The 18,403-nt window shown below is 61.9% G+C and carries 13 protein-coding genes, 3 tRNA genes and 1 pseudogene; 13 read left to right on the top strand and 4 right to left on the bottom strand.

The window, feature by feature from the left end:
• Positions 1–549 precede the first annotated feature (549 nt).
• From ltrA to J2W46_RS06680, 9 genes and pseudogenes are all read left to right on the top strand, one after another.
• Positions 550–2,249, top strand: a pseudogene (ltrA, locus tag J2W46_RS06720) (group II intron reverse transcriptase/maturase).
• 209 nt (positions 2,250–2,458) lie between these two features.
• Entirely contained in the window at positions 2,459–4,687 is a 2,229-nt protein-coding gene (uvrC, locus tag J2W46_RS06715) for an excinuclease ABC subunit UvrC (RefSeq protein WP_310352362.1), read from the top strand.
• A 117-nt stretch (positions 4,688–4,804) separates the two neighbouring features.
• On the top strand, positions 4,805–5,398 hold the full coding sequence (gene pgsA / locus J2W46_RS06710; RefSeq protein WP_310353069.1) for a CDP-diacylglycerol--glycerol-3-phosphate 3-phosphatidyltransferase: 594 nt from the start codon (positions 4,805–4,807) through the stop codon (positions 5,396–5,398).
• A 207-nt stretch (positions 5,399–5,605) separates the two neighbouring features.
• A tRNA-Gly gene (locus J2W46_RS06705) sits at positions 5,606–5,681 on the top strand.
• A gap of 68 nt (positions 5,682–5,749) precedes the next feature.
• Positions 5,750–5,825: transfer RNA gene (locus J2W46_RS06700), tRNA-Gly, on the top strand.
• Between the two features lie 98 nt (positions 5,826–5,923).
• A tRNA-Cys gene (locus J2W46_RS06695) sits at positions 5,924–5,997 on the top strand.
• Between the two features lie 159 nt (positions 5,998–6,156).
• Positions 6,157–6,915, top strand: coding sequence for a TraB/GumN family protein (locus J2W46_RS06690; RefSeq protein WP_310352360.1), 759 nt, complete (start codon positions 6,157–6,159; stop codon positions 6,913–6,915).
• A 132-nt stretch (positions 6,916–7,047) separates the two neighbouring features.
• Complete coding sequence (locus tag J2W46_RS06685; RefSeq protein WP_087752800.1) at positions 7,048–8,028, top strand: sensor domain-containing diguanylate cyclase; 981 nt, start codon at positions 7,048–7,050, stop codon at positions 8,026–8,028.
• 88 nt (positions 8,029–8,116) lie between these two features.
• Entirely contained in the window at positions 8,117–8,629 is a 513-nt protein-coding gene (locus J2W46_RS06680) for a GNAT family N-acetyltransferase (RefSeq protein WP_310352353.1), read from the top strand.
• 77 nt (positions 8,630–8,706) lie between these two features.
• Here the strand turns inward: J2W46_RS06680 and J2W46_RS06675 are convergent, their stop codons facing one another.
• Genes J2W46_RS06675 through J2W46_RS06665 form a run of 3 tightly spaced genes read right to left on the bottom strand, consistent with a single transcriptional unit; the run spans position 8,707 to position 10,808 of the window.
• On the bottom strand, positions 8,707–9,603 hold the full coding sequence (locus J2W46_RS06675; RefSeq protein ID WP_310352349.1) for a cytochrome c oxidase assembly protein: 897 nt from the start codon (positions 9,601–9,603) through the stop codon (positions 8,707–8,709).
• An 18-nt stretch (positions 9,604–9,621) separates the two neighbouring features.
• Entirely contained in the window at positions 9,622–10,095 is a 474-nt protein-coding gene (locus J2W46_RS06670) for a copper chaperone PCu(A)C (protein WP_310352346.1), read from the bottom strand.
• An 8-nt stretch (positions 10,096–10,103) separates the two neighbouring features.
• Complete coding sequence (locus J2W46_RS06665; protein WP_374726814.1) at positions 10,104–10,808, bottom strand: SCO family protein; 705 nt, start codon at positions 10,806–10,808, stop codon at positions 10,104–10,106.
• A gap of 360 nt (positions 10,809–11,168) precedes the next feature.
• Between J2W46_RS06665 and otsB the strand changes: the two genes are divergently transcribed.
• Both otsB and otsA read left to right on the top strand, forming a co-directional pair.
• Positions 11,169–11,918, top strand: a complete 750-nt coding sequence (otsB, locus tag J2W46_RS06660; protein WP_310352338.1) for a trehalose-phosphatase — start codon at positions 11,169–11,171, stop codon at positions 11,916–11,918.
• A gap of 82 nt (positions 11,919–12,000) precedes the next feature.
• Positions 12,001–13,461, top strand: a complete 1,461-nt coding sequence (otsA, locus tag J2W46_RS06655) for an alpha,alpha-trehalose-phosphate synthase (UDP-forming) (protein ID WP_088173502.1) — start codon at positions 12,001–12,003, stop codon at positions 13,459–13,461.
• Between the two features lie 98 nt (positions 13,462–13,559).
• Here otsA and J2W46_RS06650 read toward each other — a convergent pair whose 3' ends face one another.
• The gene (locus J2W46_RS06650) at positions 13,560–15,431 is read right to left on the bottom strand and encodes an ABC transporter ATP-binding protein (RefSeq protein ID WP_027804859.1); all 1,872 of its coding nucleotides are present in this window, start codon (positions 15,429–15,431) and stop codon (positions 13,560–13,562) included.
• A 672-nt stretch (positions 15,432–16,103) separates the two neighbouring features.
• Here J2W46_RS06650 and J2W46_RS06645 point away from each other — a divergent pair.
• Together J2W46_RS06645 and J2W46_RS06640 are read left to right on the top strand one after the other, a co-directional pair.
• Entirely contained in the window at positions 16,104–17,168 is a 1,065-nt protein-coding gene (locus tag J2W46_RS06645; RefSeq protein ID WP_020069419.1) for a glycosyltransferase family 4 protein, read from the top strand.
• A gap of 255 nt (positions 17,169–17,423) precedes the next feature.
• Positions 17,424–18,278, top strand: a complete 855-nt coding sequence (locus tag J2W46_RS06640; protein ID WP_020069420.1) for a hypothetical protein — start codon at positions 17,424–17,426, stop codon at positions 18,276–18,278.
• The last annotated feature ends 125 nt before the right edge of the window (positions 18,279–18,403 follow it).

Genomic DNA, 18,403 nt, shown 5'->3' with positions numbered 1-18,403 from the left:
AGGGTTAACGTATGTGAACTGCTGATAAACCTCGTTACCAGTGAGGAGCCAAAGCTGCTTGAACATCGGGCTCTAACCAAAAGGTACGTGGCTGGTTAGCCCACTTAGAATTTGGGCTACGTCGTTGTCAAGCCACCGGGGGATAGGCGGAACCTACGTCAGTCGTGTGACACGCCGGGAACGTGGTAAGCCTGTATGGTTGCCAGCTGTCGTTTGGCTGGCAGGCGAACCGCAAGGGACGCTGTTGATTGTGCAGGTATGGGAGGACGGAGAAAGCGAATGCTGGGCTGTAATGGTCCGGATAGGGGTTGGGACATTACCCTACGCGATAAGCGGGCAGACTTCCGTCTGGTCTACCGTCGCAGGGCGGCTGACTACCCTCTGTAACTTGGTTAGGTGCGAGCGCATGCGCTCGTACTGAAATGTTTGTCCGAGATGGGGGCGCATGCGCTCCTATTGAGGTGTCTGTTGTTCCCCAGAGGGGTGTGTCTGCCCCTCTGGGGGAGATGCGCCTTCTACCTGGGGACTTTTTCCAAGTAGGAGAGCAGCATGAAAGTATCTGGTCGAAAGACTGGGTCTGCGCTTTCCCATGCGCCGGACAACTGGAACGCCGTCGATTGGCGTCGGGTTGAACGGAACGTGAGAGGGATGCAGATTCGAATTGCGAAGGCGACGCGGGAAAGTGACTGGCGCAGGGTGAAAGCTCTGCAACGGATGCTGACTCGCACGTTGTCCGCGAAGCTGTATGCGGTACGACGTGTTACGCAGAACCAAGGTGCGCGAACGGCAGGCGTCGATCGCGAACTGTGGGACTCGCCTGAGAGCCGGTGGGAAGCCACCGGTGGGTTGAAGCGGCGCGGATACAAGCCTCTGCCATTACGGAGAGTCTTTATCCCCAAGGCCAATGGAAAGGAGCGCCCGCTGGGCATCCCGACCATGCGGGATAGGGCGATGCAGGCCCTGTATCTGCTGGCTCTGGAGCCGGTGTCGGAATCGACGAGCGACCCGAACTCTTATGGGTTCAGGATAAACCGCTCGACGGCTGATGCTATGGGTCAGGTACGCGCTTGCACGTCCCGGAAGGATTCGTCCCGATGGGTACTGGAAGCGGATATCAAAGGCTGCTTTGACCACATCAACCACGACTGGCTGGAGAACCATGTCCCCATGGACAGGGAGATTCTCCGGAAGTGGTTGAAAGCTGGCCTGATTTACAAGGGTCAGCTACAGGCGACTGAGGCCGGTACGCCGCAGGGAGGAATCATCTCCCCGACGCTGGCGAATGTGACGCTGAACGGGCTGGAGCGTGAACTGGTTGCGCACCTCGGTGCGAAATTCGGGATCGTCAAAGCCAAGAAGTTGAAGGTCAATGTGGTGCGATACGCGGATGACTTCGTGATTACCGGCGACTCGAAAGAGATACTGGAAAGCGTGGTCAGGCCTTGGGTGGAAGCGTTCCTTGCGGTCCGGGGGCTGCAACTGTCTGAGGCGAAAACTCGGATCACCCATATTGACGACGGCTTCGATTTCCTTGGGTGGAACTTCCGGAAGTACTCGGGAAAACTGCTCATCAAGCCGAGCAAGAAGAACGCGCAAGCGTTCTATCGCAAGGTGGCGGAAACGATCAGCGGCAACAAAACGGCAAAGCAGGGGGATCTGATCCAACTGCTGAACCCGATGTTGCGCGGATGGGCGCAGTATCACCGTCCGGTCTCAGCCAAGCAGACGTACAGCCGCATGGAGCATCTGATTTTTCGGAAGCTCTGGCGGTGGTCGAAGCGGAGGCACCCGCAAAAGAGCGCTGTGTGGGTGAAACAGAAGTACTTTCACTCTATCGGTGCCCGACACTGGGTGTTTGCGGTTCGTACGGAACGCGAAGACGGCAGTTGGGGGCTGAATGAGCTGTACCAGCTTAGTGGTATGGCTATCAAACGGCACACGAGGATCAAGGGCGAGTTCAATCCTTTTGATCCGACATGGAGCAATATGGCGAAACCTTGCGGCAGGGGCGTATGTGGGAACAAATGCGCTACCGAAAGCAGTGGGCGACGCTGTATATGTCACAAGGCGGCTTATGCGCGCATTGTGGCTGTGCGCTGACGGACGAAACGGGCTGGCACGATCATCATCTGGAATATCGGATGCATGGTGGTGCCGACACTCTGTCGAACCGGGTGCTGCTCCACCCGCACTGTCACCAGCAAGTGCACGCTGGTAAGCTGGTTGTAACTAAGCCGGTTCTGTCGTAGACAGAACTTTGTTTGTAGATTTGAGCCGTATGCGGGGAAACTCGCACGTACGGTTCTCGGGGGGCCCGGCTTTCGCAAGAAAGTCGGGCTACCCGACAAGCACCCGTTCGATCTCCTCGCGCCGGACTTCTTTGAGCGCGAAACCGATGCGGCCACACGAGGCCAGACGGGGCGACCGCCCGCGAGACAGTTCCATCAGCCGATCCTGCATGACCGAACCCGAAGCAAACATCGCTTTCGAGCCGAAAAAAGTGCTCGCCCAGTTGCCGCATCTGCCTGGCGTCTACCGCTATTACGACACGCACGGCGCGGTGCTGTACGTCGGCAAGGCGCGCGATCTCAAGAAGCGCGTTTCGAGCTACTTCACGAAGACGCAGCTGTCACCGCGCATCGCGATGATGGTGACGCGCATCGCGCGCATCGAGACGACCGTGACGCGCTCCGAGGCAGAAGCGCTGTTGCTGGAAAACAATCTGATCAAGGCGCTCGCGCCGCGTTACAACATTCTGTTTCGGGACGACAAGTCGTATCCATACCTGAAGCTGACCGGCCATAAATTTCCGCGCATGGCCTATTACCGCGGCTCGGTGGATCGCAAGAATCAGTACTTTGGTCCGTTTCCGAGCGCGTGGGCGGTGCGCGAGAGCATTCAGATCCTGCAGCGCGTATTCCAGTTGCGTACCTGCGAAGACTCCGTGTTCAACAACCGCACGCGGCCGTGCCTGCTACATCAGATCGGCCGTTGCACGGCGCCGTGCGTTGGCAACATCGGCGAAGAGGACTACGCACGCGACGTCGCGAATGCGTCGCGCTTTCTGCTCGGCCGCCAGGGCGAAGTGATGAAGGAACTCGAGCAGAAGATGCATGCGTTCGCGAGCGAGCTGAAGTTCGAGCAGGCTGCGGCCGTGCGCAATCAGATGAGTTCGCTGTCGACGGTGCTGCATCAGCAGGCCATTGAGGTGGGTAGCGATAGTGATGTCGATATTCTCGCGGTGGTCGCACTGGGCGGCCGCGTCTGCGTGAATCTCGCGATGGTGCGCGGCGGCCGGCACCTCGGCGACAAGGCGTATTTCCCCGCGCACGTTGAAAGTGCGTTGACGGCGGAAGAGGGTGGTCTCGAAGAGGAAGGCGACGACGACGTGTTGGTCGACGTCGCGTCGGATGCAGGTTCGGTTTCTGCGGAAAACGCGCTCGGCGATATAAGCGGCGACAAACTATCGTCGGACACCGCGGACGCGCTTGCAATCGCACAAGAACTGCCGCCGGAAGATGACGACGACCTCGCGGACGACGCAAGTGACCCGAGTGACGCGGGCGACGCAGCCGCGCTGGATGCCAGCCCCGATTCCGGTTCTGAACTGGCGAAGCCGCGCAAGAACAGCGCGTCGGGCAGCATCGAGTCGGAAGTGCTCGAGGCGTTCATCGCGCAGCATTATCTCGGCAATCGCGTGCCGCCCGTGCTGGTGGTCAGCCACGCGCCTGCCACGCGAGAACTCGTCGACGTGCTGATCGAGCAGGCCGGCCACAAGGTCACCGTGCTGCGTCAGCCGCAAGGGCAACGGCGCGCGTGGCTCGCAATGGCCGAGCAGAACGCGCGGCTCGCGCTCGCCCGACTGTTGTCCGAGCAAGGCTCGCAACAGGCGCGCACCCGCGCGCTTACCGACACGCTCGGCATGGAGTGCGACGACCTCGCGCACCTGCGCATCGAATGTTTCGACATCAGCCACACCATGGGCGAGGCGACGCAGGCGTCGTGCGTCGTGTATCACCATCACAAGATGCAGTCATCGGAATATCGCCGCTACAACATTACCGGCATCACGCCCGGCGACGACTACGCGGCGATGCGCCAGGTGCTCACGCGCCGCTACGAGAAAATGGTTGCGCAGGCTGCCGCGAATGCCGCCGACGAGGCCGTCGATCTGCAAAGCGATGCGGCGGTAGACCCGTCGCTCGCGCCCGAGGCCGCTGAACCGGTCGCGTCGGGAGGTATCTTGCCGACCATCGTGTTGATCGACGGCGGCAAGGGTCAGGTGGAAATCGCGCGGCAGGTATTCACCGAGCTTGGGCTCGATACGGGCATGCTGGTCGGCGTTGCGAAAGGCGAGGGGCGCAAGGTCGGCCTCGAAACGCTGATTTTCGCGGACGGCCGCACGCCGCTCGAACTCGGCAAGGAAAGTGCAGCGTTGATGCTGGTCGCGCAGATCCGCGACGAAGCGCACCGTTTTGCGATCACCGGCATGCGCGCAAAACGCGGCAAGACGCGTCAGACGTCGCGGCTCGAGGAACTCGAAGGCGTGGGGGCGAAACGGCGTCAGCGGCTGCTGGCGCGCTTCGGCGGACTGCGCGGCGTGGTCGCGGCGAGCGTCGAAGATCTTGCGAGCGTCGAAGGAATTTCCCAGGCGCTCGCCGAGCAGATCTATCGGCAATTGCACTGAATCGCGATGCGGGAGTCGCGCAAGCGGTGCGCGCGTCGCCCCCGGCGCCGCTTTGCTTGTGGCACGCACTGCGACACGGCACAATTGCATCTCTCCCGTCAGACGCTGCGCCTGCCCATGCCGTTCAATTTCCCGATTTTCCTGACCTGGCTGCGGATTGTTCTGATTCCGCTGGTCGTCGGCGTGTTTTATTTGCCCGACATGATGATGAGTCCCCCGCACCGTAATCTCGCGGCGGCAACGATCTTCGTGCTCGCTGCGCTGACCGACTGGTTCGACGGCTACCTGGCCCGCAAATGGAATCAGACGTCGGCGTTCGGCGCGTTTCTCGATCCGGTCGCGGACAAACTGATGGTGACCGCCGCCTTGCTGGTGCTCGTGCAACTCGCGCGAATCGACTCCGCGATTGCTCTCGTGATCGTTGGACGGGAGATCGCGATCTCGGCGCTGCGCGAGTGGATGGCGCAGATCGGCGCGTCGAAGAGCGTCGCCGTGAATTCGCTTGGTAAATTCAAGACCGTTTGCCAGATGGTGGCTATTCCGATGCTGCTGTTCAACGGTCCGTTGTCCTTCGGCGGCGGCGTGGCGATCGACACACGAACGTGGGGCTTGTGGCTCATCTATCTCGCGGCATTCCTGACGATCTGGTCCATGCTGTATTACATGAAGCTCGCATGGCCACAAATTCGCGAGCGCAGCGGGGCTGCCTGAGCGCCGTGCGCGCTCGCATTGAACGCGATTCGCGGGAACGTCATGAGTGAAATCTGTTCAGTTAAAGAGATTGGCAAAAGGGGTTGACACGTTTCAGTCGTTTCTCCATAATCTCGTTTCTCCGATGCACGCAGTTCGAAACGTCGGTTGCAGTAGAAGGAAGAAAGGCGCAGTAGGCCTTTTTAAGCAGCACAAAAGCAGCAATACGCGGGAGTAGCTCAGTTGGTAGAGCGCAACCTTGCCAAGGTTGAGGTCGCGAGTTCGAGCCTCGTCTCCCGCTCCAGATTTTTGAAGCAGCGCGTTGGTCAGTAATGTAGTTGAGAAGTGCAAGGCGTTGCGAAGCAGTGCAATGCGGGAGTAGCTCAGTTGGTAGAGCGCAACCTTGCCAAGGTTGAGGTCGCGAGTTCGAGCCTCGTCTCCCGCTCCATACATCAGGGGAAGCAACGCTTCCCTTTTTGTTTGGTGGACTGATGGTTGTCCACGAGACAAATCAGCGAATCTGCAGCTAGATTCCAATCCGCTTGCGGCGCGATAGCAAAGCGGTTATGCAGCGGCCTGCAAAGCCGTTTAGGCCGGTTCGACTCCGGCTCGCGCCTCCAGTAGTTGAAGTGCAGAAAAGCCCCGCCATGTCGGGGCTTTTCTTTTTTCTGCGTCCGCATTCCAGTGCGGGCTCGTGCGTATCGACGTGCTGCGGACGTGCTGCGCCGCGCGGACGATATGGCGCACAATGCACGTTTGTTCCTTGTCACACAACGTGCATGTACCTACACATCACCGGCACGAATGTGCGCCTCCTTGGCTCCATGCATCTCTTTCCCGCGTCGAGCCGCAGAACGCCGCCGTGGATCGAGCAAGCTTATGACTGGGCCGAGGCGCTCGTCTTCGAATCCGACGCGCCGACCATTCTTCCTTTTCTCAAAGCCGATCCGCAGCGTGGCGCGCAAAGCCTCGCGTCTTTCCTTTCCGCCGACACCTGGACTCGTCTGCAAGCGGCCTGGCCCGCTGACGGCCCGCTCACGCCGCTCGCCGATCTGCGTCCGTGGGCCGCGCTGATCATTGCGCCTACGTTGTTTCAGCAGCTCGTCGAGGGCGTCGAGCCGCGCATGCTGCGCTGGGCGACAGGCGAGGGCAAAGCCTATGAGTACCTGGAGACAGCTCAGGAAGTCGCCGGCGCGCTCGAATCGATTCCGCTCGATGCAGTCGCCGCTGCACTCGAGTTGCTCATGGCCGACATCAGCGAGCCGCAGCGCACGGTCGAGCGCATGCATGAAGCGTGGCTCGACGGAGATCTGTCAGCCGTGCACCGCATCGCCGTCGAGTCACCCATGTTCAATCTGCCCGATATTCGACGCACGATTCTGGACGGGCGAAATCACATGTGGGCGGCGCGCATAAACGAGTTGCTCGCCCGGCCTGAACGAACTCTGGTCGTGGTCGGCGCGCTTCATCTATGCGGACCGGGCAACCTCGTCGAACGTCTCGCACGATCCGTCGAGCCGGTGTTTGCCGGCGAGTAGCTAGGGCGCTATGGGGAACTTGTGCGCACGCGTAAAATCGCAGATCGAGAAGCCTCGAATCGCTCAAAAAATCACTCAGGAATCACCAGATCACTACTCGCTGTTTCACGCGATGGTTTCAGAGGACACCCCATGCATCTGCCACCCATTCCCGGCAATGAAAGCACGCGTCTGGAGACGTTACGCGCGCTGAATATTCTCGATACTTCGCCCGAAGAGCGCTTCGACCGCCTGACGCGACTCGCGAAGCGTCTGTTCGGTGTGCCGATCGCGCTGGTAAGCCTCGTGGATGCAGACCGGCAATGGTTCAAGTCGTGCGTGGGCCTGTCGGCGAGCGAGACGTCGCGCGACGTCTCGTTCTGCGCGCATGCAATCGTGTCGGACGAGATACTCACGGTGCCCGACACGCTGGCCGACGACCGCTTCCACGACAATCCGCTCGTGACCGAAGCGCCCAATATCCGCTTCTATGCCGGCTGTCCGCTGACGGTGCCCAACGGCAGCAAGCTGGGCACGTTGTGTCTGATCGACGTCAAGCCACGCGAACTCGACGATGAAGAGCGCGAACTGCTGCGCGATCTCGCGCGCATGGCCGAACAGGAACTGGCGGCCGTGCAGCTCGCCACGCTGGACGACCTCACGCTGCTGTCCAACCGGCGTGGCTTCTCCGCGCTCGCCCAGCATGCGCTCAATGTCTGCAAGCGCCTGAACAAGCCGGCGTCGCTGCTGTTTTTCGACCTCAACGATTTCAAGCAAATCAACGACACGTTCGGTCACGCCGAGGGCGATCGTGCGCTGAAGACTTTTGCCGACATACTGCGCACCGCGCTGCGCGAAAGCGACGTGATCGGGCGGCTCGGCGGCGACGAATTCGTCGCGTTGCTCAGCGACGCAGACGAAGCCGCCACGCGCGAAGTGACGGAGCGTCTTACGCACTTGCTCGACGAGCGCAATGCGCAGGACCAGCGCGGCTATCGAATTCGCTTTAGCGTTGGGCAGATTCAGTACGACGCCGGGCGGCACGGTTCCATCGCAGAATTGCTCACCGCGGCCGACGCCGCGATGTACAGCCACAAGCAGGCGTCGAAAGTGCGCGCCGCGCGAGGCGCGTAAGCAATTGATTATTCCGGTGCCGCGACGCGCGGCATCATTGTGCATTCGCCGCCGTCGGTGACGGCGCGCTTCATTCCAAAAGCCTGTCATGACCGAACCGCAACACACCGCTGCCGCGAGGCTCGCGCAACTCGAATGGCGCTGGAAGGCGTTCGATGAACTCACGAGCGCCGAGGTCTACGCCATGCTCGCCGCGCGCAGCGCTGTCTTCGTGATCGAGCAGAACTGCCTGTATGGCGATATCGACGGTCTCGATCTCGACGCATGGCATCTGCTCGCGTTCGGCGCAACGGACGATGCAACCACGGGCGCCGCGCGACCGCCGCTCGCCGGCTATTTGCGCGTGCTCCTACCCGACGCCGACGACGGCGATATTCGAATCGGCCGCGTACTGACTACCGCGGAATTCCGCGGCATCGGTCTCGGCAATGCGATGCTCGACCGCGCGATAGCGCATATCCGCACGCAGTGCCCTGGCACGCCGATCCGCTTGCACGCGCAGGCACATCTACAAGGCTTCTACGGCGCTTTTGGGTTTGCGCCAGTGTCCGAGATTCACGAAGAGGACGGCATTCCCCACGTGTGGATGCGTTCGGCCTGAGCGTGCATCAGCGTGCCTGCGTGATCGCCCGGCATCAGCCGGAGGCCGGCGAGGCGTTAGCGGATATCGGCGAGACGTCAGCGGTGAGAGCCGACAGTCGACGAGGCCGTGTTCGCGACATCGGCTTGCGTGGGGCTTGCCGGCATTGCACGTCGTTCGCTGCGCACGCGTCCGCGTGCGGAGAGGCGCATCCAGTGACGCAACGCCACGAGCGCGCCGATCACGCTCATCATGGAACCTGGAATCCACAGAAGTAGGCCGCCGATCTGTTGATCGCGCATCGGGCTCAGCCAGGTGAACGCGCGTCCGCAGATCGAATAGATCGGATACAGCTCTCGCGGCGAAAAAAAGATGAACGCGCCGAGGATGATCTGCGGCGGAATCGCGGCGATCACCACCAGCACGCGCTTGCCAGGCGACAGGCGCGCCGGCGGCGCGGGACGCGGATCGAGCACGAGCCACCAGAACAGCAGGCCGTCGACCACCATGCTCCAGTTCATCACGCGATAGAGCCGCCAGTCGAGCATCGCGACAAAATGGACCGGCGACATCAGCCAGAAGTAAATCAGGCCGACGAACAATGTCACCGCGACGACCGGATGCATGACGACGTCGAGCAACTTTCGTACGAACGGCAGCGCGAGCGCGGGCCGCACGAAGCGCTGTCGCCAGCGGAACGGAATGCCCGCGCGCAATGCCGCGCCCGGATACGACAGCGCGATAAAGAAAGGCCCGAGATGATGCAGCACGAGGTGCTGCGTGCGATGCATGAAAAACTCATGCTCGAAGAAATAATCGAGCCGCGTGTGCAACGCGACGTATAACGCCACTAGCCCGAACCAGAAGGAAACGCGGCGGGCAACCGACACCTTTGCCTTACTTGCGCCGCGCACGAACAGTATTGCGGGCAGCAGCAGGGCAATGACGACCGTCGGTGAAAATTCCCAGGGATCGAGCCAGTAGAGCAGGTTCATTGCCGCGGATTGCCGTGCTTACTTCGTCTGCGCGGGCGACTTCACCGCGAACGGTGTGTCGAGCGTTGCGCCGTCCGAAAACTTCAGCATCAGATGTACCGTGTCGCCCGGCGCGATCTTGTGCTTCGCGCCTTCGAGCATCACGTGATAGCCGCCCGGTGCGATTGCAACCTGCCCGTGCGCGGGGACCGTCAGCTTGTCGACCATCACCATTTTCTGCGACGAACCGTTCGAGACTGTCTGATGCAGCATCGCGTCGCCGTAGTCGGTGCTCGAAATATCGACGAGGTCCACGGGCTTGTCGCTTGAATTCACGAGCGTCACATAACCCGCTGCCGGCAGGTTGTTCGGCAGCCAGCGGACCCATGCATTCTGTGCGGTGATCGGCTGCGCGCCGGCGGCGTGGGCAGTCGCCCCGAAAGCAAACGAAAGGGCAAAGGCGCCGGCCACGGCGGAGAGCGTACGCATTCTGGACGTTGGGATCTGTGTCATGGATTGAGTCAGGAGCGTTGATCGACGATGCGGCGCAAGTCCTGCGCGATCGCATCGGGAGTGTCGTGGTCGGTGGCGAGCAGGCGTGCGCGGCCTTGCGCGTCGAACACGTAGACGGCGGAACTATGAGTGACTTCGTAATTGCCGTTCGGGTCGCGCTTTTCCATCTGATACGCAACCCTGTAGCGCTTGGCGAGCGATTCGATCTGCCAGTCACTGCCCGTCAGTCCTTCGGCATGCTTCGGATCGAACGCGCCGACGTAATCGTGCAGAGCTTGCGGCGTGTCGCGCGCCGGATCGACGGTGATGAACAGGATGCGCACCTTCTGCGCGTCGGGGCCGAGCTTTTCCAGCACCTGCATCAGCCGTCCCATGGTTTCGGGACAGACGTCCGGGCAATGCGTGTAGCCGAAATAGACGAGCGAGGCGCGCCCCTTGAACGAATCGCCGCTGACGGGACGCCCGTCGTCGCCTGTCAGCGTGAAGTCGAGGTCGGGCAAATGTCCCGCCACGTTCGTCAGATGCCACGGCTCCGCGCGACTCGTGCAGCCGGCAAGCGCGATCATGGCCATGAGCGCGCCGGCTGTGATCGTCGAGCGAAACCGGCGCGCGCGGCTCTCGCGAGGCTGAGACCCCGGGTGCGCTTGCAAGCGTTGCAGTGAGATGTTCGGGAACAAAGCAGGTATCAATGACTCGATTGAAGAGCGGGGCATTGCGCACGCTTTCGCGTGCGCGCGCTCAAACTTGTGCCGGCGAGCGGTTCGCGATAGTGGACGAAAATCGTCGTAACGCCAAAGTCCCATTTGGCTGCGACTGTATCGCAAAATGACGGAAGGCGTCGCTCATCGCCCACGGGCAGAGCGTTTGCGAGGCAATATGACGCACATGGCTGAAAGCCCGTTGAAGTCCGATCGTTTCCGTTTTGAACGCAATGCCAGCGAACGGGGCGCGACCTCACTGCCGTGCTGCTCCATCCGGCTTGCGGCCCGGCTCTCTTTCTCGAAAAATTGATGGATGCGCGGTAAGATGCGCACACTTTTCCGGCTGCGAAAGGCCGAAAGGCAAAATACCCGATGCAACCACTTCCGGCTTTCCTGTCTCCTGCCGAGACCGCATTTTTTTTCGATTTCGACGGCACGCTCGTCGAACTCGCGCCCACGCCGGACGGCGTTCAGGTGCAACCTCGCGTCATCGAGCTACTCGCCGAACTGCGGCGCTTGACCAATGGAGCGGTCGCTGTGGTGTCCGGGCGCGGCATCGACAGTATCGACGCTTTTCTCGGCATGCCCGATCTGCCGATTGCGGGTCTGCATGGCGCCGAGCGGCGCGACGCGAACGGCGACACGCAACGCATCGGCTTCCACGATGAACGCCTTCTGCGCATGGAGCAGGTTTTGGCCGAGGTGGTCAACGCCAACCCTGGCATGCTGCTCGAGATCAAGGGCGCCGCGCTCGCGCTGCACTACCGCAATGCGCCGGATCGCGAGCAGGCGGCGCGCGAGGCGACCGAGCGGCTGGTCGCGGATTATCCGAACTCGTACGTGTTGCAGCCGGGCAAGATGGTCTATGAAATCAAACCGAAGGACGTCGATAAAGGCCGCGCCATGCGCGCATTTCTCGACGAGCCGCCGTTCGTCGGACGCAAGCCGGTTTTTGCCGGCGACGACCTGACCGACGAGAAGGGCTTCGCCGTCGTCAACGAGCGCAACGGACTGTCGATCAAGGTCGGCGCGGGCGAGACGATCGCGCAGACGCGCGTCGAATCCGTTTCCGCACTGCTCGACTGGCTCGAGACGGTCGTTGCGGCGGCGCGTGCAGGATGAGCGGCGCGGTGTGCGGCGCAGGACATTTACAACGCACACGACATAGTGCGACAACAAGGCATTACATCGGGGACAGCGTTTCATGAGCCGACTGATTATCGTTTCGAACCGGGTTGCGCCGATCTCGGAGGGCGGTCCGGCGGCGGGCGGTCTGGCGGTCGGCGTGTACGACGCGCTCAAGGAGACCGGCGGCATGTGGTTCGGCTGGAGCGGCGACGTGCTGAGCTCCGGCCAGCCGCAGATCAAGGTCGAAGAGCGCGGCCCGGTGACTTTTGCGACCATCGCACTGATGCGCCGCGACTACGACCAGTACTATCGCGGCTTCTCGAACGCGACGCTGTGGCCGGCCTTTCACTACCGCGCCGACTTGCTGCAGTACGACCGGCATGACTTCGAGGGTTATTGCCGCGTGAACGCGTGGCTTGCGCAGCAACTCGTGCCGCTGCTGCGTGAAGACGACGTTATCTGGGTCCACGACTATCACCTGATTCCGTTCGCCGAGGCGCTGCGCGCCGCGGGCGTGAAGAATCGCATCGGTTTTTTCCTGCACATTCCGTTTCCAGCCTCGCAGGTTCTGCTGGCTGTGCCGCCACATCGCGAACTGGTACAGGCGTTGTGTTCGTTCGATCTGCTCGGTTTCCAGACTGCGCCTGACCTGCGCGCTTTCTGCGATTACATCGTCAACGAGGCGAACGGCACAGTCGACGCGTCGGCCGCCGGGCCGCTCGCAGTTCATGCGTTTGGCCGCACGTTGCGTGCAGCGGCTTACCCGATAGGCGTCTATCCAGACGAGATAGCCGAACTCGCCAAGGCGGGGGAGCGCGGCAAGCCGGTGCGCACGATGAAGGCTACGCTGCATTCGCGCAAGCTGATCATGAGCGTGGACCGTCTCGATTACTCGAAGGGACTGGTCGAGCGTTTTCGCGCGTTCGAGCGTCTGCTGGAACACGCCACCGCGCAACGCAACAAGGTGTCGTTCCTGCAGATCGCGCCGCCGACACGCGCCGACATGCATGCCTATCAGGACATTCGTCTGCAGCTGGAAGGGGAGTCGGGCCGCATCAACGGACGTTTCGCGGAGCTGGACTGGACGCCGATCCTGTACATCCATAAGCAATATGAACGCTCGGTGCTCGCCGCGCTCTTTCGTACGGCGCATGTTGGCTACGTCACGCCGCTGCGCGACGGCATGAATCTGGTCGCCAAAGAGTACGTGTCGGCGCAGGACCCCGAGAATCCGGGCGTGCTTGTGTTGTCACGTTTCGCGGGCGCGGCGCAGGAGCTGGACGGTGCGCTGATCGTCAATCCGGTGGATATCGACGGCATGGCCGATGCGCTTGCCAGAGCGCTCGACATGCCGCTCGCGGAGCGCCAGGCGCGTCATCGCGACATGATGGCGCAGTTGCGGGAGAACAATGTCTCGGTCTGGCGCGACAATTTCATGCGTGACTTGCAGAGCGCCGGTGGTGCAACCCGCACCAGGAGCGGGCGGGCGCGTACCGCTTCGGGGAAGAAGACCGCGCGCGAGGTTCTCGCGAGCTAGCTACGGTGAGCCGGTTCTAATCGGGAAAACGAAAAAAAGCCGCTTGAAAAAGCGGCTTTTTTCTTTGACTAAACGCGTTTCTCTCGACGGCGCGCGGTTCAGATAACGTGCTGTTCGTCGACTTTCTTTCCGCCCACATGCAGCGTGGCGCCCTTGCCGTATTGCTTCGACAGCAGGTCACGATACAGGCCGGGACGCAGGCGCAACTCTTCGGGACTGCCGTCGTCGATCACCTTGCCGGCGCTCATCACGATAATGCGGTCGAAGTTGTTGAGCGTCGACAGGCGGTGAGCAATGGCGATCACCGTGCGGCCTACCATCAGCCGGTCGAGCGCCTTCTGGATCGCTTCTTCGGATGCGCTGTCGAGCGCCGACGTGGCTTCGTCGAGCAGCAGGATCGGCGCGTTCTTCAGGATCGCGCGTGCAATGGCGATCCGCTGACGCTGTCCGCCTGACAGCTTCACGCCGCGGTCGCCGACGATCGTATCGAAGCCTTCCGGCATGGCTTCAATGAAGTCGGTGCAGCGGGCCTCGCGCGCCGCAGCCAGCACTTCTTCGCGGCTCGCTTCGGGGCGGCCATACGCAATGTTCTCGTACACCGTGCGATGGAACAGCGAAATGTCTTGCGGCACGAGCGCGATCGCATGGCGGAGGCTGTCCTGCGTGATCGTGTTGATGTCCTGACCGTCGATTTTGATCGAGCCGCCTTGCGTTTCGTAGAAGCGCTGCAGCAAGGCGAGCACGGTCGACTTGCCCGCGCCCGACTTGCCGATCAGACCGACTCGCTGGCCCGGCTCGATATGCAGGTCGAAATGGTCGAGGATCGGCCGGCGGCGCGGATAGGCGAACGTCACGCTTTCGAAGTCGACGCGGCCGCCCTGCGGCACGAGCTCGGTCGCGCCGTCGCGGTCGGGCATGCCATGCGGTTCGAGCAAGGTGCGCACGGCTTCCGCAAGACGGGCCACGTGCTGCGTGACGTCCACCAGCGCGACTGCGAGATCGCGCGTGCCGTGCAGAATAGTGAAGCCGAGCGAGCTGACCAGCACGATGTCGCCCGACGTCGCTTTACCTTGATCCCACAGCACGAGCGCCCAGCCCAGCAGGCCGGCCGACAGCAGCGCGGTAATCACGGCGTGCAGCAGACGCAGCTTTTCCAGGTAAAGCAGGCTTTGCTGACGCGCGTCCATCTCGGCCTTGACCGTCGCACCGAAGCGCTGCTGTTCGCGAAACGTCATGCCGAAGGCGCGCACGAGGCCCATGTTGCTGATGACGTCGACCAGTTCGCCGTCGACCGAGGCCGCCTTGGTCGCGAAATGGTGGTGGCGCGCCGAGCCGCGGCCGGCAAGCTTGTACAGCACGACCGACAGAATGGCCGAGCACAGCATCAGGCCGCCGGCCATCAGCGGGTTCACCGCGATGATCATGAAGATCGCGCCGAGCACGGCGATGCACGGCGGCAGCACGTTCCAGGCGGTAGTGTTCTCGGCGGTGTAGACCGCATTCGACGTTGCGGTGATCCGGCTGGCCAGCATGCCGGGCTGCTTCTCCGAATAGTAGGTCGGCGAGTGCCCGCTCAGATACTGGAACAGGTCGCGCCGCAAGTCGCCGGTCACGGCGACAAAAGTGTGGGCTGCAACCCAGCCGCCGACGCGCCACAGCAGATTGTCAGCGGCGATCAGCCCGACCAGGATTGCAAAAGCGCCCCACAGCGGCCCCGGATGATGCCGGCCAGCGCCGAGCACATCGATGAGATGCTTGATCGCATATTGCGACGCGAGCGCACAGCCCACGGCCGCTATCACGCTGCACAGCACGGTCGCGTGAGCGAGCGGGTGACGGCGGATAAAGCGGAAAAGGAACGCAAGGGGCCGATGCGCATAGCTCGCGAGCTTGGCGTTCTGGGCGTTGCGCTGGGCGATGGTCAAATGTTCCAATTGATCGTGAGGTTGATAAGGTTCGGGGGTGTGCATGCAAAGCGTGGGCCACGCGAAAAGATTCGCGGCGAAGCCAATGCTTCGCATTGTAAACATGCAAAAGCGATTGCGCCCTGTGTAACCGGGCTTTTGGCGCGATAGATGTCGCGATGGACGTCCGCGACCTACTTCTTGCTCGACTCACTGCAGCGGCAGTGGTTCACGCGGTCGGGGAATGTTTTTCGAGATATAATTACAAATTGCATTCAGCCGGGACTCTGCATTCTCTTCAACGGGTACCGGCAAGATTGATGCGAGAACTTACAAGATCCCCCGGGCGAACCGGGGACAGCCGCAGATGACGGCCAGTCGCTACTGTAGAACTGTCTTGTAAAACAAGGGTTTGCAAAGTGTATCCCCCTTGTAACAACGTAAAGACTTTGAAATGTTGTGGTGCAGCGTGAAGCTCGGCATCGATAATGCATGCGCTCTATGCCCCACGCGGAATTTTCTGACAGTTTGTCAACGTCCGTGTTGTTTGTGCGTTTACCGCACAGGCATGAACGGTGAGCACCGTTCGGGCTCCCTAACCCGAAGCGATCTATCGCAGGATTTCTCGAAAGAATAAGGCCCGCGCCGGCATGTCCAGCCCGGCTGACCTGGCGAGCAAGCGAGTCGCTTTTACCAAACGCAGTACTTTTGCCGGTTTTTTACGAGGAGTTCTTCATTATGCGAATCGCACAAATCGCTCCGTTGCACGAGGCGGTTCCTCCCAAGCTGTACGGTGGTACGGAACGTGTGGTGTCCTATCTGACCGAAGCGCTGGTCGAGCAGGGCCACGACGTCACGCTCTTTGCGAGCGGCGATTCGCAAACCTCGGCGAAGCTCGAAGCGTTCTGGCCGCAGGCGCTGCGCCTCGACCCCACCATTCGCGACGTGATGGCGCCGCACATGCTGCTGCTCGAGGAAGTGCGCCGCCGCGCCGACGAATTCGATGTGCTGCATTTCCACATCGACTATTACCCGTTTTCGCTGTTCGCACGCCAGCCCGTGCCGTTCGTGACCACGCTGCACGGCCGTCTCGACCTGCCGGAATTGCAGCCGATCTTCAACACGTTCAAGGACGTGCCGGTCGTGTCGATCTCGGACAACCAGCGCATTCCGCTGCCGCAGGCTCACTGGCTGCAAACCGTTTATCACGGCCTGCCGGAAAACCTGCTCACGCCGATCAAGGACGTGAAGCCGAGCTATCTGGCGTTCCTCGGCCGCATCTCGCCGGAAAAGCGTCTGGACCGTGCGATCCGCATCGCCGAACAGGTCGGCATGCCGATCAAGGTCGCGGCCAAGCTCGACAAGGCTGACCGTGCGTACTACGACGAAGTCATCAAGCCGCTCATGGCGCTGCCGCACGTCGAATATATCGGCGAAATCAGCGAAGCGGAAAAGACGGAGTTCCTCGGCAACGCGCACGCGCTGCTGTTCCCGATCGACTGGCCGGAGCCCTTCGGTCTGGTGATGATCGAGGCAATGGCTTGCGGTACGCCGGTGATCGCGTTCAATCGCGGTTCGGTGCCGGAAGTGATCGAAAACGGCGTGTCGGGCTTTGTCGTCGAAGACGAAATCAGCGCTGTCGCAGCGGTCAAGCGTCTGCATACGCTGCCGCGCGAAACGGTGCGCAAGGCGTTCGAAGCCCGCTTCTCGTCGAAGGTCATGGCGCAGAACTACGTCGCCACGTACGAAGAGCTGCTGCGTCGGAAGCACCGTACCGTGCTGCGTGAAGTCAACGCGAACTGATTGAGCCGGACCGGATAGTTCCGGTCCAGGAACGGGCTTGCTGGGAGGAGCGTCTTCTACGCATCTCGCCAGCGCCCGGCAACGCCCCGCGCGCAAGCCGCTCGCGGGGCGTTGTTGCATCCACGCCGCGTTTTTCGCGTTCCGCGATGCAAAGTAAGCGGTTCAGGCACGCGGCGGCGAGCCGGGCTTCGTAATATCCCTATAATGGCCGTGCCGCGAAATTGGCTGCGGCGCCGCCGACGACAGGAGGATGCCTTGGCGAGAACGAAAGAGACGCGTGCGAATGCCGCGCCCGGCGCCGGAACGATTTTCGCGTTACGCGCCATCGGTCTCGTGCTTCTCGCCCGCTGGCTGTTTTCCATGTCGGAGATGGATCTGACCGCGTCGCTGTCGGCCATGGCGTCCTCGCCGTGGGCGTGCATCAACCTGGTCTTCCTGTTCCTGCTCATTTTCCTTCCTGGTGCACGCGCGGTCGCAGAGCGTCCTTTTCATCCGCTGCCGCAATGGCTGCGGCAAGCGCTGCGCCTCTTCGCATTCCTGGGATTTCTGTTCGCGATGTGGTCGGTCAGCGCCTTTGCGGTAAGCGCCGGCTGGCGCCGTGCCGCGCAAGCCGTGGCGGCGACCAACGGCTGGCTGTTGGCGGCGCCCGCGCTGTACGCGGCCGTTCTGTGGATCTGCCGTCCGCGCGCGCTGTGGCGCACCAACATTGCTGCGCGCCGTTTTGCGATCGGCCGCTACGCCGTCTCGCTCGATCCGCTTACGCGCACAGTCAGCGTATGGGCCGAGCGTCGCAAGGTGGGGCAGTACGACGCGCGCGAACTCTCCGTGCGCTGGGCGGACGTGGCAGGCACGCGCTCTGCGACGGCGCCCACGCCGGTCATCGCGCTCCACGTCGCCGGTGACACTGGCGCCGGCGTTGCGTCGTCAGGCCCGAGCGGCGCTCCGTCGCTTGCTCGAGCCGCGTTCGGTCGGCGTCCGAAAATCGAGTTGCTGTGGGATTCGCCCGCGGCGGCCGGTCACAACCGGCAAACCGTATTTCGCGCGGCCCTGACGACCGAAGGGGATCGCGTCGCCGCACGCGCGCTCGACAGCACGTTGCGGCAGGTCTGAGGCAGAGGTTTTGTGCAGTCGGTCACATGCAGTGACGGTTGCGCGCGTTGTAAAGTAAGCCGTGGTCGATAATGAAACAACGATGCCGCCCGTACTGACGGCGGGCGAGTGAAACAACAATCGAT

It is taken from the genome of Paraburkholderia strydomiana, from assembly GCF_031456815.1.
Taxonomy (GTDB): domain Bacteria; phylum Pseudomonadota; class Gammaproteobacteria; order Burkholderiales; family Burkholderiaceae; genus Paraburkholderia; species Paraburkholderia caledonica.
This window is presented reverse-complemented; position numbering and strand designations above follow the sequence as displayed.